This window comes from Acidobacteriota bacterium (assembly GCA_009861545.1).
GTDB lineage: Bacteria > Acidobacteriota > Vicinamibacteria > Vicinamibacterales > UBA8438 > WTFV01.
The window spans coordinates 69,108-90,092 of sequence record VXME01000040.1 but is presented as its reverse complement, the minus strand read 5'-3'; the positions used below and the strand labels follow the sequence as shown (position 1 = coordinate 90,092).

The window sequence follows — 20,985 nt, the reverse complement described above, 5'->3', positions numbered from 1 at the left end:
AGCGCAGGCTATCCCTTGCCTGCGAGGCTGGTGTCTCCACCCGGGTCTGACTGATGACTGCTGACCGCTCACGTGATCGCGTAACCCCTGTTTCGGGTCGACCGGCCGCGAACTTTAGGCCTTGCGACACGACCATCGCAGGTGGCGAGTATGGCGCGGAAACTCAAGCCCGACAAGTTGCTCTTCTTCGCCACGCTCGCGCTCCTGAGTGCGAGCGTCATCATGGTCTACAGCGCGTCGGCCCTGCTCGCCATGGATCGCTACGCGCGGCCGTACCACTTTCTGTTCCGGCAGGTGATGTGGGCCGTCATGGGGTTCGGACTGCTCTGGGGCGTCATGCGCGTCGACTACCGGCGGTTGAAGAAGCCGGCCGTCCTGTCGACGGCGGTCGGCGTCACGCTGCTGGCTCTCGTCGCCGTGTTGTTCGGCGACCCGATCAACGGAACCCGCCGCTGGTTCGGCATCGCGGGATTCGGCGTGCAGCCGTCGGAGCTCGCCAAGATTGCCCTGATCATGTTCGCGGCGGCGCAACTCGAGCGGCGGATGGACCGGGTCAACGACGCCCTCTACGCGTTGCTGCCGATAGGCGGGCTCACGGCCTGCCTCGCCGCACTCATCCTGTTGCAGCCGGACTTCAGCACGGCGCTTACCGTCGTCGTGATCGTGGCGGCGATGGTCTTCGTCGCGGGGCTCAGCTACCGCTACGTGGTCGGAGCGGCGCTCGTGCTGGCGCCGGCCCTGTACCTCGTGCTGTCGAGCGCGCCGTATCGCATGAGGCGGTTGCTGGCGTTCCTCGATCCGTGGGCCGACCCGCTGGGAGACGGGTTTCAGGTCATTCAGTCGCAGATCGCGGTCGGCACCGGCGGCTTGGTGGGCCTGGGACTGATGCGCGGGCTGCAGAAGCTGCATTTCCTGCCCGAGCCGCATACGGACTTCATCTATGCCGTCATTGCCGAGGAAACGGGACTGCTTGGCGCAACGGTGATCCTGCTGTGCTTCGCGATCATCACCTGGCGCGGTCTGCTCGTCGCCTGCCATGCGCCCGACCGGTTCGGTGCGTTCCTGGCGATCGGGCTCACGACGATGGTCGCCATGCAGGCATTCATCAACATGAGCGTAGTGCTCGGACTGCTGCCGACGACCGGGATTCCGCTGCCGTTCGTCAGCGCCGGCGGGTCGTCGCTCCTGATCGGGCTGATCGGTATGGGAATCCTCCTGAACGTATCGCAGCATGCGGCGCTCAGACGTTGACCCTGGCGATGGACGAGAGGCGGATCGCGAGACGTGGGAACCGGGCCGCCGGAACGGGCGCGCCCCGGGTGATGTTCGCGGGCGGCGGCACCGGCGGCCATCTCTTTCCCGGCATCGCCGTGGCGCGTGCGCTCGTCCGGCGCCATCCGCAAGCGTACGTAGTGTTCGTCGGAACGGGCCGGGGCATCGAGGAGCGGGCTCTGGCGCGCGAGGGGTTCCCGTTCGAACCGATCCGCACGACGGGGCTCGTGGGCAAGTCACCGCTCGCCGTCGCCCGGACCGTCGGGATGGCGCCGCTCACGCTCTGCGACGCGGCGCGCGTGCTGCGCCGGGCCCGTCCGGATCTGGTCATCGGACTCGGCGGTTACAGCGCCGGGCCGGTGGTGCTGCTGGCGGCGCTGGCGGGGCGCTCGACCATGGTGATGGAGCAGAACGCGGTGCCGGGCATGACCAATCGGATGCTCGCGCCTCTGGTGCGGGCGGCGGCCGTCTCGTTCGAGACGACCTCGTCCTGTTTCGGGGCGAAGGCGTTCCTGAGCGGCAACCCCGTCCGCGAGGGGTTCTTCGACGTTGCGAACGTGGAGCGGGCCGGACGGACCGGTCCGTCGACGGTGCTCGTCCTCGGCGGATCGCAGGGGGCGCATGCCCTGAACGTCGCGCTGGCCGGCGCCGCCGGCGTACTGGCTGCGGCGCCCGGCGGCGTACGCATCATCCACCAGACGGGAGCGCACGATCTCGACCGCGTTCGCGCGGCCTACCGTCAGGCCGGTGTGAATGCCCGGGTGGCGGCCTTCTTCGAGATCATGCACGAGGAAATGCGCGCAGCCGATCTGGTGATCTGCCGCGCGGGAGCGACGACGCTGGCGGAGGTGGCGGCGGCCGGCCTGCCGGCGGTGGTCGTTCCGTTGCCGACGGCGGCCAACGACCACCAGCGCCGGAACGCTGCGGTGCTCGTTGCGGCCGGCGCCGCGGAGGTCATCGAAGAGGTCGATCTCGAACGGTGTCTTGCGCCCCGGATGATTGCTCTCGCGGGGGACCGGGAGCGCCGCGCGGCCATGTCCGCGGCGGCGGGGCGCCTGGCGAAGCGGGATGCGGCGGACAGGGTGCTGCAGCGGGCGGAGCAGCTCATGGGATGCGCCGGGGCGGTTGCCGGCGCGGAGAGATAGGGACCGTGTGCTCGAACGAGTCAGACGGATCCACCTGGTGGGCATTGGTGGCATTGGCATGAGCGGCATCGCGGAGTTGCTGCACGGCGCGGGCTATGAGGTGAGCGGGTCCGACCTCGAGACCTCGCGGGCGACGGCGCGACTCCGTTCGATCGGCATTCGGGTCGCGGAAGGACATGCGGCGGCACACGTCGGGGCGCCGGACGTCGTCGTGGTCTCGTCGGCGGTGCCGCCGGACAACCCGGAGCTCGTCGAGGCGGAGCGCCGGCGCATTCCCATCGTCGGTCGCGGTGCGATGTTGGCGGAGCTCACGAAGCGGAAAAGGGCCGTCGCCGTGGCCGGGTCCCACGGCAAGACCACGACCACGTCCATGCTGGCGCTGATTCTCGAGGCGGCGGGGCTGGATCCGACAGTGGTCATCGGAGGAGTGGTCGACGCTCTGGGGGGCAACGCCCGGCGGGGGAGTGGGCCGTTCATGGTGGTCGAGGCCGACGAGAGCGACCGGTCGTTTCTGCACCTGGCTCCCGAGATCGCCGTGGTGACCAACGTGGACGACGAGCACCTGGAGGCGTACGAGGGATTCGACGCGCTCGTTCGCGCGGTCGGGTCGTTTGCGGCCAGCGTGCCGGAGAGCGGTTGCATGGTGGCGTGTGCGGATGATCCCCAGGTCGCTCGGGTGGCGGCGCATTGCCCGCGTCCCGTCGTGACCTACGGGATCGAGATCCCGCATTCGGGCGTGCGCGCGGATCGAGTGGAGCTCGGGCCGTCGGGATCCACGGCCCGGGTGGTCACGAACGTCCGGGGTCGGCGCGCCGAGGTGGAACTGACCCTTGCGGTTCCGGGTCGCCACAACCTGCTCAACGCGCTGGCGGCCATCGGCGCGGCGGCATGGCTGGGCGTCCCTCCCGAAACCGCAACCGGTGCCCTGCGCCGCTTCGCCGGGGCCGCCCGTCGACATGCTCGCCACCACCTGCCCGGCGGCATCGAGATCGTGGACGACTACGCTCACCACCCGACGGAGATTCAGGCGGTCCTGCAGACCGCCCGACTCGGGTCTCCGCGCCGCGTGATCGTGGTGTTCCAGCCGCACCGGTACTCACGGACGGCGCGTCTGCTCGACCGTTTCGGTGAGGTGCTCGGGCAGGCGGACGCCCTGTTGCTCACCGAGGTCTACGCGGCGAGCGAGTCCCGTCTGGAGGGCGTCGACGCGGCCGCCGTCGCGCGGGCCGTACGGCGCCATTCCGGGATACCCGTCGAGATCGCCGCCAGCCTCGATGATGCCGCGTCGCGCGTGAGGGCAATGGTGGCGGCGGGCGATCTGGTAGCCGTGCTCGGAGCGGGGTCGATCGCGCGGCTGGCCCCGCGTCTCGTCGAGCTGCTCCAGGGGCGGGGTGCGTGATGGCGGTGCACGCTCGTCCCGAACCGCGGTTTCGACGCGCTTACGTGCAGCCGGTACGCCGTCGGTGGTTTGCGCGCCGTCGGGGGCTCGTCGTGCATCTGGGCCTGGCTCTGGTCGTGGCCGGCGGCCTCGCCTGGGCGTTTGCCTGGTTGCGCCAAGCGGACGTCCTCCGTGTCGACACGATCACGGTCGAAGGCAACGAACGCCTGTCTGCCGGCGAGGTCGCGGGCCTCATGGAGCCGTTGCGCGGCGAGAATCTGCTGGTCGCCGATCTCGAGGCGGGACGCGCGAGCCTGCTCGCGTCCGGATGGATCCGCGAGGCGGCGCTGCGCCGGGTCCTGCCCTCGGCGGTGCATGTGACACTGGAAGAACGGGAGCCGGTCGGGCTGAGCAGGTTCGGCTCGAGCCTCTATCTCATCGACGTCACCGGGCATGTGATCGATGAATTCGGTCCCCGGTTCTCCGACCTCGATTTGCCGATCATCGACGGGTTCTCCGCCCGCGGAGGCGAAGAGAGCTCGGCGGTCGACGAGCGCCGAGCGGCGCTCGCCGCGCGTCTGATCGCACAAGTGGAGGCGGACAGCGGCCTTGCCGCGCGCATTTCGCAGGTGGACGTCGCCAATCCGCATGACGCGGTCGTGCTGCTGGACGGGGATCCGGTCCGCGTGCATCTCGGCGCCGAGCGGTTCGTTGCGCGGCTCCGGACCTATCTGGAAATCTCGCCGGCGCTACGGCAGGTCGTGCCCGACATCGACTATGTGGACGTGCGGTTCGACGAGAGGGTGTACGTCGGTCCGGCGGACGCGGCCGCGGCGGCGCGCCGCATCGCGTTGCAAAGGAGACTGACGGAAGCGGCCCGGACCGGGCTCGCGGCGAACAGCGGTCAACGGAGGCAGCGTGGCACGTAGAGAGCAGTACGTCGTCGGCCTCGACGTGGGCACGTCCAAGGTCGCCGCCATCGTCGGCGAGGCGATGCAGGACGGAGGCGTCGACATCATCGGGATCGGAGTCGCGGACGCGCACGGCATTCGCCGCGGCGTCGTCATCAACCTCGAGGCGGCTGTCGAGTCGATCAAGAAGGCGATTGAGGAGGCCGAGCTCACCGCGGGTGTCGAGATCGACACGGTGCATCTCGCGCTGTCCGGCAGTCACGTCAAGGCGTTCAACAGCCGGGGCGTGGTGGCGGTCGCCGGGCAGAACCGCGAGATCACGCGCCAGGACGTCCGGCGCGCAATCGACGCCGCGAAGGCCGTGTCCCTGCCGAACGGCCGCGAAGTGCTGCACACGCTTCCGCAGGACTTCGTGGTGGACGAGCAGGATGGCATCGGAGCCCCGATCGGGATGACGGGAGCCCGCCTGGAGGTGAACGTCCACATCGTTACCGGCAGCACCTCGACGACGCAGAACCTGGTTACCTGCGTCAATCGGGCCGGCGTGACCGTCGCCGCCACGGTGCTCGGCCAGCTTGCGGCGGCGGAGGCCGTCTTGACGTCGGATGAGAAGGAGCTCGGAGTAGCCCTGGTCGATATCGGCGGCGGGACGACGGATTTTGCGGTATTCGAGCGCGGCAGCCTGTGGCACACGGGCGCCATTGCGCTGGGCGGAGACCACTTCACGAACGACATCGCCGTCGGCCTGCGTACCCCGATTCCGCAGGCGGAGAAGACGAAGCGCCGCAGCGGGTGCGTCCTGACGGCGCTGGTCGACGAAGAGCAGACGGTAGAGATCGCCAGCGTGGGCGGCCGCCAGCCGCGGATCATGTCGCGCCGCATCCTGGCCGACGTGCTGCAGCCGCGCGCCGAAGAGGTCTTTCACCAGCTCTGGGACGAGATCCAGCATCGCGGCTACGAGGGCGCACTCAATTCCGGCATCGTGCTGACCGGGGGCGCCTGCGCCCTCGACGGCATGCCGGAGATAGCCGATCAGATTTTCGATCTGCCGATCCGCCGCGGCTGCCCGGTCGGTGCGGGCGGATTGACGGATCACGTCAACGATCCGGCGTTCGCTACGGCCGTCGGGCTGATCATGTACGCGAACCGGCGTCAGATGTCCGAGCAGGACCACCACACGGGTGGCGCCTTGAGCAGGGTTGCGGGAAGACTGCGTCTCCTGTTCAAGGAGTTCTTTTAGAGGCGAAGGAGGATGGCATGGCGGAGAGCGGCAGAATCCTGCCCGGGCCCGAGCCGGCGTTGGATGGAGATCTTCGACTGACCCTGGAGGACACGATTCGAACCGGGGCCCGGATCAAGGTGGTCGGTGTCGGTGGCGGCGGGAGCAACGCCGTGGGCCGGATGGTGGCCGGAGGCGTCAGAGGTGTCGACTTCATCGTGGCGAACACCGACGCCCAGGCGCTGGCGCAGAACGAGGCGCCCGTCCGCCTGCAGATCGGGACGAAGGTGACGAGCGGTCTCGGCGCCGGCGCGGATCCCAACATCGGCCGTCAGGCGGCCCTGGAAGATACCGAGCAGCTCATCGCCGCGCTCAGCGGCGCCGACATGGTGTTCGTCACGGCGGGCCTCGGGGGCGGGACGGGCACGGGCGCCGCGCCGGTGGTCGCCGCTCTCGCCAGCGAGCTCGGCGCGTTGACGATCGCAGTCGTGACGAAGCCCTTCAAGTTCGAGGGCAAGCGGCGGGCAGTGCAGGCCGACCGGGGCCTGGACGAGCTCCGCGCGTCGGTGGACACGGTCATTGCCATTCCCAACGAACGCCTTCTCGGACATATCGAGCAGACGACCAGCCTGACCGACGCGTTCCTGCTCGCCGACGACGTCCTGCATCAGGCCATTCGGGGCATCTCCGATCTGATTCTCGTGCCCGGCATGATCAATCTGGACTTCGCCGACGTGAAGACCATCATGTCCGGCATGGGCATGGCCATCATGGGAACCGGCTACGGCGAGGGCAAGGACCGTAGCGTGGACGCGGCCAACAGGGCCATCGCGAGTCCGCTGATCGAGGAAGCCCGGGTCGAGGGTGCGCGCGGGGTCATCGTCAACATCACCGGCGGCTCCGATCTGTCCATGCTCGAGGTCAGCCAGGCGACGACGATCATCCACGAGGCGGCGCACGAGGAGGCCAACATCATCTTCGGGGCGGTCATCGATCCGTCCATGGAGGGCAAGGTCAAGATCACCGTCATCGCGACCGACTTCGAGGGGCTTGGGAGTCGTAGCGCATCGCCCTCGGCGAAATCCGACACGCCGGTCGATCTGCAGCAGTACGCCCATCTGCGCGAGGAGGAGAGCGCGCCGCCGATGGCGGTGGCGGCGGCCGGGGGAGGAGGCATCACGATGTCCCGGCGCGCTTCGATAGAGTTCTCCCCCGCGTTGGACCCGATCGACGCCGGCACGGATGACGACTCGGCGGGTGACGAGGGCAACCACTCCGAAGAGCAACCGGATCCGGTGCCCCTTCCCGCTTTCCTGCGGCCGCCGGTGGAATAGGTGGCGGCGCGCCGCCACCCGGCGGACGCCGCGCTTCCGGCACGCCGGCGTCAAGCGCGGTTGCGCGCGTGTCGGGTCAGCGGCCGAGCAGGGTGACCTGGGCGATGGCCAGATTGCGCGAGTGCGTCATCGTGAGCAACGCGCCGGTGGCGCCGAGTGCATCGAAGCGCCGGCGGGCTCCGCCGTGCAACACCAGTTGCGGAGGTCCGCCGCGGCGGACGACCTCGACGTCGCGCCAGAGCACACCCTGCGACCGTCCCGTGCCGAGGGCCTTCATCGCCGCCTCCTTGGCGGAGAACCTTGCGGCCAGGTGCTGGGCCGGCACCCGGCGCCGCAGACAGTAGTCGGCTTCTCCGTCCGTGAAGAGTCTCGTGATGAAGCGGTCGCCGTAGCGCGTCACGAGATCGCGCACCCGCGCGACCTCCTCGATGTCGATGCCGATGCCGATGACGGTGCAGCGGCTCACGCCGGCGGCGCGGCGGCGTCCCCTGCCGCGGTCGGGAAGTAGAGGAAGCGCTGGCAGCTCTCGCACTGAATCAACCTCTGGTTCAGCCGCACGTCGTTGTAGAGTTGCGGGCGCAGTCGGACCTGGCACGCTCGGCAGCGTCCGTCGCGCACCTCGCTGACGGCGATACCCTTGCGGCCGCGCATCAGGGTGTCGAACGTCTCGATCAAGCGCGGAGAGAGGCCGCTCACGATCTCTTCGCGGTCACCGTCGTAGCGCTCCACCTGGGCCTGAAGGCGGTCTCGTTCCTGTTCCAGCCGGCGTTGTTCCTCACCGACGGTTGTCCGCTCTTCCGCCAGGGCCTGCCGTGCGGCTTCGATATCGGACGACAGTTCGTCGGCCTCCATCATCCTCTCGAGTATCCGGTCTTCGAGCTCCCGGATGTCCGTGGTCGCGCGCTCGATTTCGGCTTGAACGGCCCAGAGCTCCTTGTTGGTCTTGACCGCCATCGAGTGTTCCCTGGAGGTTGCCAGCTTCTTCTCGATCGCTGCGGTCTTCTTCTCGATCTCGCGGCGGGCGGTCTTGTTCGCCGCGAGCCGTTGCTCGGCGGCTTCGAGGCCGGCGGCATGCCTGGCGAGACGGGCCTCCAGCCCCTCGAGCGCCGCGGGAAAGGACTCGATGGTCTGCCGGGCCGCGGCGACGGCGGTTTCCAGTTGTTGCAGCCGAATCAGTCGTTCGAGGTCGGGAAGCATGGATCACGCAAGAAAAAGCCCCGCACGGGCGGGGCCTGGTCTGCCGGGGCGCGCGGCCGAGACGCCGGCCGCGCGAGAAAGATGGTGGGCCCACCAGGATTCGAACCTGGGACAGGCCGGTTATGAGCCGGCGGCTCTGACCGCTGAGCTATGGGCCCTCGGGCAGGCACTACGTGCCTCCTTCGAGAAACGCCCGCAGCTTGCGGCTGCGGGATGGGTGACGCAGCTTGCGCAACGCCTTGGCTTCGATCTGACGAATCCGCTCGCGGGTCACGGCGAAGTTCTGCCCGACCTCTTCGAGCGTGTGCTCGCTGCCGTCGCCGACGCCGAACCGCATCTTGATCACCTTCTCCTCGCGCGGCGTCAGCGACTTCAGAACCGACTCCGTCTGTTCCTTGAGGTTGAGGCTGATAACGGCGTCGGAGGGCGATACGACCTGCCGATCCTCGATGAAGTCGCCGAGGTGGCTGTCCTCCTCCTCCCCGATCGGCGTCTCGAGCGAAATGGGCTCCTGGGCGATCTTGAGCACCTTGCGGACCTTGGTGACCGGGATGTCCATCCGTTCGGCGATCTCTTCCGAAGACGGCTCGCGCCCAAACTCCTGCACCAGCGCCCGCGACGTGCGCAGCAGCTTGTTGATTGTCTCGATCATGTGTACCGGGATGCGGATGGTCCGCGCCTGATCCGCGATCGCGCGGGTGATTGCCTGCCGAATCCACCATGTCGCGTAGGTGGAGAACTTGTAGCCGCGCCGGTACTCGAACTTGTCCACGGCCTTCATCAGGCCGATGTTGCCCTCCTGGATCAGGTCGAGGAACTGCAGGCCGCGGTTGGTATATTTCTTGGCGATCGAGACCACGAGACGGAGATTTGCCTCCACCAGCTCCTTCTTGGCGTGCTCGGCCGAGGCTTCGCCCCGTTTCATGGTCGCCAGCATGTGCGCGAGCGAGCCGGGAGACTCCTCGATCCGCGCCAACCAGGCCTTCAGCCTGGCCCGGAGCTCGCGCCGCTTCCGCTGCAGGCGCGTGCTTTCCTCTGCATCGAGCCGCGGCCGGTTCGTCCTGTCGAGCTGCCGGTCGAGTCCTGCAAGGTCACGCTGCATGCGCTGCACCGCTGCGCCGGATTCCCTGAGTTCCTCGATCCAGAGCTGCTTGACCGGCTCGGTGAACTCCATGCCGCGGATCAGACGTGAGAGCCGCACGCGCGCGCGGAGGGTCAGCCGCTGGCACGCCCGGTGGCGTTGCCGCTCCCGTTTCGGTACCTCGTCCAACTCGGCCTGACGCTTGTCGGCTTCGCATTGCGCCGCGCGGATGGCGTCGATCCGGTCGAGCACCTGCTGCCCGCGATCGCCCGCCTGCGTTCCCTGAGGCGTTGCGTCGTGCACCACCACCAACTCGCGCGGCGTGCGGTCGCCGTCCTTCAGCTCGTCCCCGAACGCGGTGATGGCGCGGGCGACCGAGGGCGTCCGCGACAGGATCTTCAGCACGGAGAGCTTGCCGCGCTCGATGCGCTTGGCGATCTCCACTTCGCCGTCGCGCGTCAGCAGCGGCACCGTGCCCATCTCGCGCAGATACATGCGGACGGGATCGCTGGTCTTGTCGATGGGGCTCGGCGTGAGATCGAACTCCGGTTCGTCGCTTCCCTCCGCGGCGCGCTCCAAGCGCTTCTTTTCCTTGTACTTGTCTTCCGATTCGACGACCTCGATGCCGGCGTTTCCGAGCGAGGAGAACAACTCGTCGAGCTCTTCCGACGAGCTCATCCCGGCCGGAAGCAACTCGTTGATCTCATCGAAGAGGAGATAGCCGCGCTCCTTGCCGACGATGATCAGTTGCTGGATCTCGTCGTAGCGCTCTTCGATCGACAACTGCTTGCCTGGCATCCCGTCACCTCGTGCGGTCGGCTTGCCGTTGCGGATCAGCGCGCCTCTCAGGGCCTTCGCCGCGGGGGGACGCGCCACGGTGGAGATTGTATATGGCGGCGCTCCATCGTGCTCGGCGCCCGCGGATCCCGCACGGTACGCGCCGCGGCATGGCCGCGTGCCGTCATCCCGCGAGCTCCTCGATGCGTTGCAGAAGATCCTTCTTGCGCGTCCAGAGATCGTCGATTTCCTTGAGGGCGTCCGGCGAGCCGTCCTGCTGCCGGTCGTCGATGGCCCGCTGCAGGGCGGCCCTCTCGCGGTCGTAGCGCCGTTTTCGCAACTCGATGCCGCAGTCGGAGACGTCCGCCGCCGCCACGGGATCCCGCGCGGTCGTCCTCACCAGCTCCGCGTCCTCCTCGTCGAGGCGTTCGACGAGCGTCTCGGGGAATCCGGCGGAAGGGATGGTCGCAAGGGTCCGGGCGACGTCGAGGATGCGAGCCGTCTGCAGTCCTTCCAGGTCGTCCGGCTCCAGCTCGGAGAGCACCGACTGCGCGGCCGCGGCATCGCGCATCAGCGCCCAGAGCAGTCCCTTCTCGGCGGGCAGGAGCGCCGTCTGCGCGGCACGGATGTCGGCTTGCACGGCCGACCGTTGCGGCTTCGCCTCCTCGCGCAACTCCGCTCGGAAGAGGCCTTCCGTCACCCGGGCGAGGTGCTCGACCCGGTCGATGAACCTGTCCAGGGCGACCGGATCCCGGATGGCCCGGGCTACCGGCTTCATCCCTTCGAGCAGAGCTCGGCTGTCCTGCACGCGGGAGAAGTCGCGCCCGGCCGAGGCGCGATCGAGCACGTCGTCGAGGTACGGCCGCGACGTCCTGAGGCACTGCGCATAGGCTTCGCCGCCCTGCTGCCGGATGTAGCCGTCCGGGTCGTCGCCGGGCGGAAGCTGCACGACGTTTACCTGAAAGCCATGGGCGAGCAGGAGCTCGCCCGAGCGGGCGGCGGCGCCCTCGCCGGCCGAGTCGGGATCGAAGCTCAGGAGCGCCCGGGAGCAGAAGCGTCGCAGCAGCCGGGCGTGCTGGTCGGTCAGCGCCGTCCCGCACGTGGCGACGACCGGCTTCACGCCGGCCTGCAGGGCCTGGGCGAGGTCGAAGTACCCCTCGACGAGGACGGCGTAGCCGACTTCGCGGACTTCCTGCTTCGTCAGGTGCAGCCCGTACAGGGTCCTGCTCTTCGAGTACAGCGGCGTCTCCGGCGAGTTGAGGTACTTGGGCTGCTGATCGGCCGCGAGCGCCCGGCCGCCGAATGCGATGACGGATCCGATCTCGCCCGCGATGGGAATCATCAGCCGGTTGCGGAACCTGTCGTATGGCCGTCCGCCGTCGCGCTGCGCCACGAGTCCGCTCTTGAGCACCAACTCGAGCGGCTGACCCCGGTCCGCTAGGTGGCGGGTTAGGCCGCCGCCGTGCGGCGCGTACCCCAGGCCGAGCCTCTCGATCGTCTCCGGTCGGATATCCCGCTGATCGAGGTAGCGGGCGGCAGCGCCGGCCGCGGTGCGCAGTTGCGCGCGGAAGTACGCGTCTGCGAGCTCGTGAACGTGACGCAGAGCCTCCCGTTCCGCGTCCTCGGCCCTGTCGCGTTGCGGGTCGTCCGATTCGGGGACGGTCAATCCGAAGCGCTGGGCCAGGGCCTGCACGGCCTCTGGAAAGCTGAGCTTCTCGTAGAGCTCGACGAACTTCAGGACGTCGCCGCCGGTCGAGCAGCCGAAGCAGTGGAAGAAGCCCTTCTCGCGGTTGACGTTGAAGCTCGGGGTCTTCTCGCGATGGAACGGGCACAGGCCCTTGAACGTGCCTCCCACCTGCCTGAGGGGCACCACGTCCTGGATCACCTGGACGATGTCGGCCTGCGCCTTGAGATCGGCGATGAACCCCGGCGGGAAACGTGCCATGCGGCCTGCTAGTCCTTGAGCTCGATGATCGTCACGCCCCGGCCGCCATGCTCCGGCGCGGCCGCCTGGAACTTCGCCACCAGCGGATGCTCGTCGAGGAAGCCGGCGATGGCGCGCCGCAACTGCCCGGTTCCGTGGCCGTGGATCACCCGCAATTGCCCCAGCCCGCCGAGCAGCGCCTGATCCACGTACTTCTCCACGCGCGACAGCGCATCGTCGACACGGCAACCGATGACGTTGAGCTCCTGCGGGGCATCGGTGTCCGCCGCCACCGCGACCGTCACGCCGCCGCCTGCCGCCGGCGTCGCCTCGACGACGCGGAGGTGTGCGGCAGGCACGTGCAGGCGCTTCCCCCGTGCTTCGATCTCGGCGTCCTCGCCGTGGACCGCGACCAGGGTCCCTTCAAGCCCCAGGCTTTCGACTCGGACGCGGCTGCCCGCGGCGGGCGGGGCGGCCGGCAGGGACGGTGCGGGCGGTTCCGGCGGCGCCGCAACGGACTGGTCCCGAATCCGCTCGAGCGCGTCGATCGCCGCGCGCTTCAATTCGCCGGTCGCGCCGGTGGTGACCCGTTTGCCGGGCCGGTCGCTGCCCCGGTCGCCGGCCGGTTTCACGAGCGCTCCCGCACGGGCCCGCAGGTCCTTGACGATCTCCTCGACGACGGACCGCGCCGCCTTGATCTCCGCGTCCACGCCGGTTCGAAGGCGTTGTCGCGCGGCCTTCTCCTGCTCCTCGAACGCCTGCCGCGCCCGCTCCAGCGCCGCGCGTTCGTCCTCGAGCTGGCGGCGGCCCGCCTCCAGCTCGGTACGCTGGGCGTTCACCTGCGCCATGTCGCGCTCGACGCGGGCGAGGTGCTCGGCGAGTTGCGCCTCGCGGGCGCTGCGCCGGCCGCGTGCGTCGTCGACGATGGAGGGAGGAACGCCCAGCCGCGCCGCGATCTCGAGCGCCAGACTCCGTCCGGGCGAGCCGTACGTCAGCCGATAGGTCGGCGCATAGGTTTCCGGATCGAATCCGAAGCCGGCGCAGGCGACGCCGCCTGTCGTCGAGGCGTACGACTTCAGCATGTCGTCGTGGGTCGTCGCGGCCACGAGGGCCCCCCGCCGCCGGAAGTGATCGATGATCGCAGCGCCCAGCGCGCCTCCCTCGACCGGATCCGTACCGGCGCCGACCTCGTCCAGCAGCACCAGGGCCGGCAGGACCAGCCGGCTCTCCATGGCGACGATGTTCGTGATGTGGCCGGAGAAGGTCGACAGGCTGTCGGCGATCGACTGTTCGTCGCCGATGTCCGCGAAGACCGCCTGGAACACCGGCAGCGAGGCTCCCCGGCCGGCCGGCACATGAAGACCCGCCTGGGCCATGAGGACCAGCAGGCCGACGGTCTTCAGAGCGACGGTCTTGCCGCCGGTATTGGGTCCGGTGACGATCAGTGCGCCGACCGGCGGCGCAATGTGCAGATCGACCGGAACCGGTCCGTTCCGCGCAGGGTCCTTCCCGTCCGCCCGGCTGTCGCCCCCGGCCCGTGCGCGGACCGCGGCGATGAGCAGCGGGTGCCTGGCCTCCGGCAGCTCGATCCGGGCATCGGCCGCGATGGTCGGCTCCACGCCGTCGACGAGACGCGAGAAGCTCGCCCGCGCCTGGATGACGTCCAGCTCTTCGGCCGCAGCCAGCGTCCGCCGCAGATCGAGAGCGCGCTGGCGCACCGTGTTGGCGAGACCGAGCAGAATCCGGTGGATCTCCTCGCTTTCGAGCTCCTCGAGAGCGACGATGTCGTTGTTTATCTCGACGGTGCTCAGCGGCTCGAGGAACAGGCTCGCCCCGCTGCCCGAACTGCCGTGCACGATGCCCGGGATCGCGGCGCGGTGCTCGGATCGGACGACCAGCACGAACCGGCCTCCCCGCTCGGTGACCACCCTTTCCTGCAGGTACTTCGCCGTGTCCCGCCCGCGCAGGTACGATTCGAGCGTGCCGCGCAGCCGGTTGCGCTGCCGGCGCAGGCGCTCCCGCAGGGTGCGCAGCTTGGGACTGGCGTCGTCGAGCACCTCGCCCTCGGGATTGATGGCGGCGCGGATTGCCTGGACCTCCCGCTCGAACGACTGCACGGCGCCGATGACGGCTTCCAGCGTCGGATACGGTCCGCCGGCGGCGGCGCCGAACGCGGCGCAAACCGCGTCCATGGAGGCCAGGAAGCGGGCCAGTCCGACGAGCTGGAGCGGCTCGACGACGCGCCCCTCCACGGCGAGTGCCGCGACTGTCTGCTCCAGATCGGCGGGGGCGTCGAGGCCGAACGGGGCATTCGCGTCGATGTACGCGAGGCCTTCACTGGTGGCCGCGAGCGCGGCGGCGACCCCGCCGGCATCGGTTGCCGGCGCGAGGCGGTCGAGCGCCGTCGCGCCGAGCGGCGTGAGCGCCAGACTGCGGACCGCGGTCACGATACGATCGAATTCCAGCGCCTGGAGGGTCCCGTCGTTCATCGTCCTGTCGATCGCGGTTATTTCAGGTGATTGATCAGGCTCGCCATCGCCGCCGCGCCGAGCCCGTTGTCGATGTTCACGACGGCTACGCCCGTTGCGCAACTGTTCAGCATGCCGAGCAGGGCCGCCAGCCCGCCGAGGCTGGCGCCGTACCCGATGCTCGTCGGCACCGCGATGACCGGCGCCCGGATCAGGCCGCCGATCACGCTCGGCAACGCGCCTTCCATGCCGGCGACGGCGATGACGACGCGCGCGGCGTCGAGGCGCTCGCGCTCGGCCAGCAACCGGTGCAGTCCGGCGACGCCCGCGTCGTACACGGTGTCGACCCGGTTGCCGAGCGCCTCTGCCGCGACCCGCGCCTCCTCGGCCACCGGCAGGTCGGACGTGCCCGCCGCGACGACGAGGACGATACCCCGGCCGGTCGGCTCCGCGACCGCGCTACGGGTGATGATCCGGGCCGCGGGGTGGAACTGCGCGTCCGGTACGACCGTGCGCACCGCCTCGAACGCGTCGGGACCGGTGCGGGTGATGATGAGGGTGTCGCCGTTCGCGACGATGCGCTCGGCGATGGCGGCGGTCTGCGCGGGCGTCTTGCCGGCGCCGAACACGATCTCCGGACAGTCCTGACGGACGCCCCGATGGTGATCGACGCGGGCGAATCCGAGATCCTCGAACGGCGCGCGCCGTACGAGATCGAGGATGCGCGCCTCGGCGTCGCGCCGGCCGATCGTGCCGCCCTCGAACGCCGACAGGATCGCGCGCACGTCGTCAGTCGTCATGTCCGCGGATGGCGCGACCACGCGGGCGGTCTCGTTGACTTGACGCCACCGGGATTGTACCGTCGCCGCCAATGTCGCCGCCGGATGTGCTCGTGGTGGGGCTGTACTTCGCGGTGCTGGTCGGCCTCAGCGTCTACGGTGCTCACCGGGGGTACCTGCTGTATCTTTACACAAACGGCCGGCGTCCCGGCCGCCGTCCCCCGGCCTGCGGTCAGGTGCGGACGGAGCCGCCGCGCGTGACCGTGCAGCTTCCCGTCTTCAACGAGGTGTACGTCGTCGAGCGGCTGATCGAGGCCGTGGCGCGCCTCCGCTACCCGCGCGACCGGTTCGAAGTGCAGGTGCTGGACGACTCGACGGACGAAACCTGCCGTGTCGCCCGCGCGGCGGTCGATCGGTGGCGGGCGCGCGGCCTCGTCATCAGCCACCGGCATCGGACGGACCGGGTCGGCTTCAAGGCGGGAGCGCTCGCTCACGGACTGCGCTTCGCGACCGGCGAGCTGATTGCGGTCTTCGACGCCGATTTCGTGCCGCCGCCCGACTTCCTCGAGCGGGCGGTCGGCGTCTTCGCCGACCCGCGGGTCGGCATGGTACAGGCGCGCTGGGGACATGCCAACCGCCGCTACTCGCTGCTCACCCGATTGCAGGCGTTGCTCCTCGACGGTCATTTCGTGCTGGAGCACGGCGGCCGGCACCGCGGCGGCTGCTTCTTCAATTTCAACGGCACCGCGGGCATCTGGCGGCGCGCGGCGATCGAGTCGGCGGGCGGCTGGCAGCACGACACCCTGACCGAGGACCTCGACCTGAGCTACCGGGCCCAGCTCGCCGGCTGGCGCTTCGTGTTTCTGCCGGACGTCGTGGCCCCGGCCGAGTTGCCGGTCGAGATGAGCGCGTTCAAGTCGCAGCAGCATCGCTGGGCCAAGGGCTCGATCCAGACCTGCCGCAAGGTGCTGCCGGCCGTGCTGCGGGCCGACGTGCCGTTGCGGGTCAAGGCCGAGGCGGTGCTGCACCTGACCGCCAACTTCCACTACCTGCTGGTTCTGGCGCTGTGCGTACTGATCGTGCCGGCGCTCGTCGCCCGGACGGCGTCGGTCGGCGGCCAGCGCCTGCTGCTCGTCGATGCGGCGCTCTTCGGGCTTGCCGCGCTGTCGGTGGTCACGTTCTACGCGGTGAGTCAACGGGAGCTCGGGGGGCGCTGGTGGGCGCGCCTGCGGGACCTTCCGGCCATGATCGCGCTGGGTCTCGGTCTTTCCGTCAACAACGCGCTGGCGGTGGTGGAGGCGCTGTCGGGACGCACCGGGGAGTTCAGGCGCACCCCGAAGTACGGCGTCCGGTCGCGGGGCGACGGAGTATTCGGGGGCGGGCGGCGAGGCCGGTTGCGGTTCCAGCCCGTGGTCGAGATAGCGTTCGGGGCGTGGTTCACGCTGGCCATCGCGTACGCCCTGGCGGCGGGCGTGTACGTTGCCGTGCCGTTTCTCGCGCTCTTTCAGGTCGGGTTCTTCTACGCCGGGTTCGCGTCGCGGGTCCCGCGCTACGACGCGGGGCCGGGCGGAGAGGGTCCGGCCGAAGGAGGCGGCCCATGACGCCGGTCGATGCTCCGAAGGCGGGCCTCGAAGGGGTGGTGGCCGCATCGTCCGCGATCTGTCATATCGATGGCGAGCGAGGCGTGCTGTCCTACGCCGGTCACGACATCCACGACCTCGCGCGCGAAGCGGGGTTCGAGGAGGTCTGCTACCTGCTCTGGCACCGGCGTCTTCCGTCGCGCGCCGAGCTCGGCGACCTGCGGTCGGCGCTCGCCGCGGCCCGGCGGTTGCCGGAGGCGATGCTCAGGCTGATGCGGAGCCTGCCGGCCGGTCACGCGATGGACGCTTTGCGCACGCTGGTCTCGGCTCTCGCCCACTCCGACCCGGAAGCCGACGACCAGTCGCCGCCCGCCGCCTACCGGAAGGCGGTCCGCCTGACGGCGCAGGTCGGGAGCGTGGTGGCGACGTGGGGCCGGCTGAACGCGGGGGGAGGACCCATAGAGCCGGATCCGGCTCTCGGTCATGCGGCCAACTTCCTGCTGCTGCTGACCGGCGAGCGTCCGTCGGCCCTCGAGGCGCGGGCGTTGGACGTCGCGCTGATCCTGCACGCCGACCACGAGCTGAACGCCTCCACTTTCGCCGCGCGGGTGACCGCCGCGACCCTCAGCGACGTGCACTCGGCGGCCGTGGCCGGGATTGGCGCGCTCAAGGGCCCGCTGCACGGCGGCGCCAACGCCGAGGTGATGCGGATGCTGCTCGCGATCGGCGAGGATGCCGACGACGCCCGCGTCGAGCGGACGGTCCGCGACATGCTGGCCCGCAAGGCGAAGGTGCCCGGCTTCGGCCATCGCGTGTACCGGACAGAGGATCCCCGCGCCACGCATCTGCGACGCATGTCGGAAGAGATGGGCGAGCGGTCGGGCAGCACCCGCTGGTACGAGATGTCGCGGCGGATCGAGGCGGTAATGAAGGCGGAGACGAAGATCGACGCCAACGTGGACTTCTATTCCGCGTCGACGTACTACATGCTGGGAATCCCCATCGAGCTGTTCACGCCGGTCTTCGCCGTCAGCCGGATCGCCGGCTGGACCGCCCACGTGCTCGAGCAGTACGCCGACAACCGGCTCATCCGTCCCCGCGCCGAGTACGTCGGGCCGGAGTATCCTCAGCCGTTCACACCGCTCGACCGGCGTTGAACCGCCCCGGGGTCGGACCTCCGCCGCGGGCTCGGGCTGCCGCCCCTCTATAATGGAAACGCGCCCGCCTCGCCGCTCCTGGTGCTACGCGGCGTTCACCTAGATGCATCACCGTCAGATCCGCAATTTCTCCATCATCGCGCACATCGATCACGGGAAGTCGACCCTCGCGGATCGTTTTCTGGAGATCACGGGTGCGTTGCGGCCTCGCGAGATGGAGGAGCAGGTCCTCGATTCGATGGATCTGGAGCGCGAACGGGGCATCACCATCAAGGCCCATGCGGTCCGCTTGTCGTACACGGCGGATGACGGCGAGTCCTACGTTCTCAACCTCATCGACACTCCCGGGCACGTCGACTTTTCCTATGAGGTCACCCGCTCGCTGGCCGCCTGCGAGGGCGCGCTGCTGCTGGTCGACGCTTCACAGGGCGTCGAGGCGCAAACGGTCGCGAACGCCTACCTGGCGGTCGACAACGACCTGGAGATCGTACCGGTCATCAACAAGGTCGATCTGCCGGGAGCCCAGCCGGACGAGACGGCGGTGCAAATCGAGGACCTGGTGGGGCTCGACCCGTCGCACGCGCTGCTCGCCAGCGCGAAGGAGGGCATCGGCGCGCGCGAGATTCTCGAGGCCGTCGTCACGCGGGTGCCGCCGCCGGCCGGCGATCCCGAAGCTCCGCTGAGGGCGCTGATCTTCGATTCGTGGTACGACGCCTACCGCGGCGTCATCGTGCTGATCCGCGTCGTCGAGGGCGTGGTCCGGTCGCGCATGAAGGTGCGTCTCATGGCCGCGGCGCAGGACTACGAGGTGGAGCAGGTGGGTATCTTCGCGCCGAAGCCCGCTGCCGTGGCCCAGCTCGGCGTCGGCGAGGTCGGCTTTCTGATCGCCAACGTGAAGAACGTCGCCGAAGCGCGGATCGGCGATACCGTCACCGAGGCCTCCCGGCCCGCGGTGCGGCCGCTTCCGGGTTTCCAGGAAACCAAGCCGATGGTGTTCGCCGGGCTCTATCCGGTGGAGAGTCACCAGTACTCGGATCTGCGCGAGGCCCTCGAGAAGCTGCGGCTCAACGACGCCGCGTTCTTCTTCGAGCCGGAGACGTCGGCCGCGCTCGGCTTCGGGTTCCGTTGCGGGTTCCTCGGCCTGCTGCACATGGAGATCGTGCAGGAACGGCTCGAGCGCGAGTTCGACATGGACCTGGTCACGACCGCACCCGGCGTCCTCTATCGCGTGACCACCACCGACGGCGACGTGTTCGACATCGACAGCCCGGCCAAGCTGCCCGATGCCGGCCGCATCGAGCGGGTGGAGGAGCCGGTGATCACGGCGATGATCCTCACGCCCGCCGATCAGGTAGGGGGCATCCTGAAGCTCTGCCAGGAGAAGCGGGGCGTGCAGAAGGCTCTCGAGTACCACGCGGCGCACCGCGTCCTGATCTCCTACGAGCTGCCGTTCAACGAGGTGGTGCTCGACTTCTACGACCGGCTGAAGACCCTGTCGCGGGGCTACGCGTCGCTCGACTATCATGTGAGCGGGTACTGGGAGTCGCCGCTCGTCAAGCTCGACCTGCTGGTCAACGGCGACCCGGTCGACGCGCTGTCCATCATCGTGCACAAGGAGATGGCCTATGCGCGCGGTCGGGCGCTGGTCGGCAAGATGCGGCAGCTCATCCCGCGGCAGATGTTCGAGGTCGCCATCCAGGCGGCGGTCGGCACCCGCATCATCGCTCGCGAGAGCGTGAAGGCGTTGCGGAAGAACGTCACCGCCAAGTGCTACGGCGGCGACATCACCCGCAAGCGCAAGCTGCTCGAGCGGCAGAAGGAAGGCAAGCGGCGCATGAAGCGGGTGGGCAGCGTCGAGATCCCGCAGGAGGCCTTCCTCGCGGTCCTCAAGGTGGACGATGACTAGAACGAGAACGCGAACCCGGCCGCCGACCGAAGCACGGGAGCGGACCCGAACGGCGCCCGCAGCGGATCCGTATCGCAAGTCCACGGCGCGCGAGTACTTCGAGTCGATCGTCATCGCCGTCATTCTGGCCCTCTTCGTGCGCACCTGGGTGGTGCAGGCCTTCACGATTCCGACCGGCTCGATGGAGCACAACCTGCTCGTCGGCGACTACCTGCTCGTCAACAAGTTCGTCTACGGACCGACGCTTTCCGGGGCCGAACGTCTCCTGCTGCCCCAGGGCGAGGTTTCACGAGGCGACATCATCGTGTTCAAGTTTCCGCGGGATCCGGAGCGGGACTTCATCAAGCGGGTCATCGGTCTGCCGGGGGAGACGCTCGAGGTGCGCGGGGGCGAGGTCCACATCGACGGCGAACCGCTCGACGAGCCCTGGCTGCGGGAGCCGGGGACGGCGTCGGCGGCCGGGGCGGCAGTGATTCCCCGCCGCGACAACCACGGACCGGTAGCAATCCCGGCGGGTCACTACTTCATGATGGGCGACAACCGGGGCAACTCCGAGGACAGCCGCGTTTGGGGACCGATGCCGGAGGACCACATCAAGGGCCGGGCGACGGTACTGTACTGGTCGTACGACTCCGGCAGTCCGGTCGTGCTCCCCGAGCCCGGGATCGGCGCCGCCGTGCGCCGGATCGGCTCGATGGCGACGCACTTCTTCACGCGAACCCGCTGGGACCGGATGTTGCGGCAGGTGCGCTGAGCACCGCGGGGGGGCCGGGGGGGCCGCGCGCACCGCAACGTAGCGGTTTGGATGTAGCCGCGGCGAAAAAACCACGGGTTCTAAGCCCCCGGGCCGAGGCCAA

At 69.3% G+C, this 20,985-nt stretch carries 16 protein-coding genes and 1 tRNA gene; 10 read left to right on the top strand and 7 right to left on the bottom strand.

The annotated features are described in order from the left end of the window. The first annotated feature begins 150 nt into the window (after positions 1-150). Genes ftsW through ftsZ form a run of 6 tightly spaced genes read left to right on the top strand, consistent with a single transcriptional unit; the run spans position 151 to position 7,259 of the window. On the top strand, positions 151-1,251 hold the full coding sequence (ftsW, locus tag F4X11_05645; GenBank protein ID MYN64498.1) for a putative lipid II flippase FtsW: 1,101 nt from the start codon (positions 151-153) through the stop codon (positions 1,249-1,251). 8 nt (positions 1,252-1,259) lie between these two features. Further along, positions 1,260-2,417 carry an undecaprenyldiphospho-muramoylpentapeptide beta-N-acetylglucosaminyltransferase gene (murG, locus tag F4X11_05640; protein ID MYN64497.1) on the top strand — a complete coding sequence of 386 codons (1,158 nt, stop codon included), beginning with the start codon at positions 1,260-1,262 and terminating at the stop codon, positions 2,415-2,417. Next, a complete protein-coding gene (locus F4X11_05635; protein MYN64496.1) occupies positions 2,341-3,816 on the top strand; it encodes a UDP-N-acetylmuramate--L-alanine ligase in 1,476 nt (491 codons plus the stop codon). The genes murG and F4X11_05635 overlap by 77 nt, the downstream gene beginning before the upstream one ends. Continuing rightward, positions 3,816-4,724, top strand: coding sequence for an FtsQ-type POTRA domain-containing protein (locus F4X11_05630; GenBank protein MYN64495.1), 909 nt, complete (start codon positions 3,816-3,818; stop codon positions 4,722-4,724). The genes F4X11_05635 and F4X11_05630 overlap by 1 nt, the downstream gene beginning before the upstream one ends. Further along, a complete protein-coding gene (gene ftsA / locus F4X11_05625; GenBank protein ID MYN64494.1) occupies positions 4,714-5,946 on the top strand; it encodes a cell division protein FtsA in 1,233 nt (410 codons plus the stop codon). Before F4X11_05630 ends, ftsA begins: the two co-directional genes overlap by 11 nt. Positions 5,947-5,963: 17 nt before the next feature. After that, the gene (gene ftsZ, locus F4X11_05620; GenBank protein ID MYN64493.1) at positions 5,964-7,259 is read left to right on the top strand and encodes a cell division protein FtsZ; all 1,296 of its coding nucleotides are present in this window, start codon (positions 5,964-5,966) and stop codon (positions 7,257-7,259) included. A 76-nt stretch (positions 7,260-7,335) separates the two neighbouring features. Here the strand turns inward: ftsZ and acpS are convergent, their stop codons facing one another. The 7 genes from acpS to larB form a co-directional block, all read right to left on the bottom strand. Next, positions 7,336-7,725 (bottom strand): holo-[acyl-carrier-protein] synthase, encoded by a 390-nt coding sequence (gene acpS, locus F4X11_05615; protein ID MYN64492.1) that lies wholly within the window; start codon positions 7,723-7,725, stop codon positions 7,336-7,338. Then, the gene (locus F4X11_05610) at positions 7,722-8,456 is read right to left on the bottom strand and encodes a hypothetical protein (GenBank protein ID MYN64491.1); all 735 of its coding nucleotides are present in this window, start codon (positions 8,454-8,456) and stop codon (positions 7,722-7,724) included. Before F4X11_05610 ends, acpS begins: the two co-directional genes overlap by 4 nt. Before the next feature lie 82 nt (positions 8,457-8,538). Then, positions 8,539-8,614, bottom strand: a tRNA-Ile gene (locus F4X11_05605). Between the two features lie 11 nt (positions 8,615-8,625). Further along, complete coding sequence (gene rpoD, locus F4X11_05600) at positions 8,626-10,335, bottom strand: RNA polymerase sigma factor RpoD (GenBank protein MYN64490.1); 1,710 nt, start codon at positions 10,333-10,335, stop codon at positions 8,626-8,628. A gap of 163 nt (positions 10,336-10,498) precedes the next feature. Continuing rightward, positions 10,499-12,259: a DNA primase gene (locus tag F4X11_05595; GenBank protein ID MYN64489.1), complete on the bottom strand. Its 1,761-nt coding sequence runs from the start codon at positions 12,257-12,259 to the stop codon at positions 10,499-10,501. 8 nt (positions 12,260-12,267) lie between these two features. Next, positions 12,268-14,727, bottom strand: a complete 2,460-nt coding sequence (locus tag F4X11_05590) for a hypothetical protein (protein ID MYN64488.1) — start codon at positions 14,725-14,727, stop codon at positions 12,268-12,270. Between the two features lie 17 nt (positions 14,728-14,744). Then, the gene (gene larB / locus F4X11_05585; protein ID MYN64487.1) at positions 14,745-15,506 is read right to left on the bottom strand and encodes a nickel pincer cofactor biosynthesis protein LarB; all 762 of its coding nucleotides are present in this window, start codon (positions 15,504-15,506) and stop codon (positions 14,745-14,747) included. Positions 15,507-15,577: 71 nt separating this feature from the next. Here larB and F4X11_05580 point away from each other — a divergent pair, with 71 nt between their 5' ends. The 4 genes from F4X11_05580 (at position 15,578) to lepB (ending at position 20,882) form a co-directional block, all read left to right on the top strand. Beyond that, the gene (locus tag F4X11_05580) at positions 15,578-17,086 is read left to right on the top strand and encodes a glycosyltransferase (protein MYN64486.1); all 1,509 of its coding nucleotides are present in this window, start codon (positions 15,578-15,580) and stop codon (positions 17,084-17,086) included. Next, on the top strand, positions 17,083-18,222 hold the full coding sequence (locus F4X11_05575) for a citrate synthase (GenBank protein MYN64485.1): 1,140 nt from the start codon (positions 17,083-17,085) through the stop codon (positions 18,220-18,222). Before F4X11_05580 ends, F4X11_05575 begins: the two co-directional genes overlap by 4 nt. A gap of 103 nt (positions 18,223-18,325) precedes the next feature. Further along, entirely contained in the window at positions 18,326-20,128 is a 1,803-nt protein-coding gene (gene lepA / locus F4X11_05570) for an elongation factor 4 (GenBank protein MYN64484.1), read from the top strand. Continuing rightward, on the top strand, positions 20,121-20,882 hold the full coding sequence (gene lepB, locus F4X11_05565; GenBank protein ID MYN64483.1) for a signal peptidase I: 762 nt from the start codon (positions 20,121-20,123) through the stop codon (positions 20,880-20,882). The genes lepA and lepB overlap by 8 nt, the downstream gene beginning before the upstream one ends. Positions 20,883-20,985 lie beyond the last annotated feature (103 nt).

Excerpts from the sequence above, each read along its gene's own strand:
- larB (MYN64487.1), bottom strand. The coding sequence starts at position 15,506 with ATGACGACTGACGACGTGCGCGCGATCCTGTCGGCGTTCGAGGGCGGC.
- F4X11_05580 (MYN64486.1), top strand. The coding sequence starts at position 15,578 with ATGTCGCCGCCGGATGTGCTCGTGGTGGGGCTGTACTTCGCGGTGCTG.
- murG (MYN64497.1), top strand. The coding sequence starts at position 1,260 with ATGGACGAGAGGCGGATCGCGAGACGTGGGAACCGGGCCGCCGGAACG.
- lepA (MYN64484.1), top strand. The coding sequence starts at position 18,326 with ATGCATCACCGTCAGATCCGCAATTTCTCCATCATCGCGCACATCGAT.
- F4X11_05610 (MYN64491.1), bottom strand. The coding sequence starts at position 8,456 with ATGCTTCCCGACCTCGAACGACTGATTCGGCTGCAACAACTGGAAACC.
- ftsZ (MYN64493.1), top strand. The coding sequence starts at position 5,964 with ATGGCGGAGAGCGGCAGAATCCTGCCCGGGCCCGAGCCGGCGTTGGAT.
- lepB (MYN64483.1), top strand. The coding sequence starts at position 20,121 with ATGACTAGAACGAGAACGCGAACCCGGCCGCCGACCGAAGCACGGGAG.
- F4X11_05635 (MYN64496.1), top strand. The coding sequence starts at position 2,341 with ATGCGGCGGACAGGGTGCTGCAGCGGGCGGAGCAGCTCATGGGATGCG.
- rpoD (MYN64490.1), bottom strand. The coding sequence starts at position 10,335 with ATGCCAGGCAAGCAGTTGTCGATCGAAGAGCGCTACGACGAGATCCAG.
- F4X11_05595 (MYN64489.1), bottom strand. The coding sequence starts at position 12,259 with ATGGCACGTTTCCCGCCGGGGTTCATCGCCGATCTCAAGGCGCAGGCC.
- F4X11_05575 (MYN64485.1), top strand. The coding sequence starts at position 17,083 with ATGACGCCGGTCGATGCTCCGAAGGCGGGCCTCGAAGGGGTGGTGGCC.
- F4X11_05630 (MYN64495.1), top strand. The coding sequence starts at position 3,816 with ATGGCGGTGCACGCTCGTCCCGAACCGCGGTTTCGACGCGCTTACGTG.
- ftsW (MYN64498.1), top strand. The coding sequence starts at position 151 with ATGGCGCGGAAACTCAAGCCCGACAAGTTGCTCTTCTTCGCCACGCTC.
- F4X11_05590 (MYN64488.1), bottom strand. The coding sequence starts at position 14,727 with ATGAACGACGGGACCCTCCAGGCGCTGGAATTCGATCGTATCGTGACC.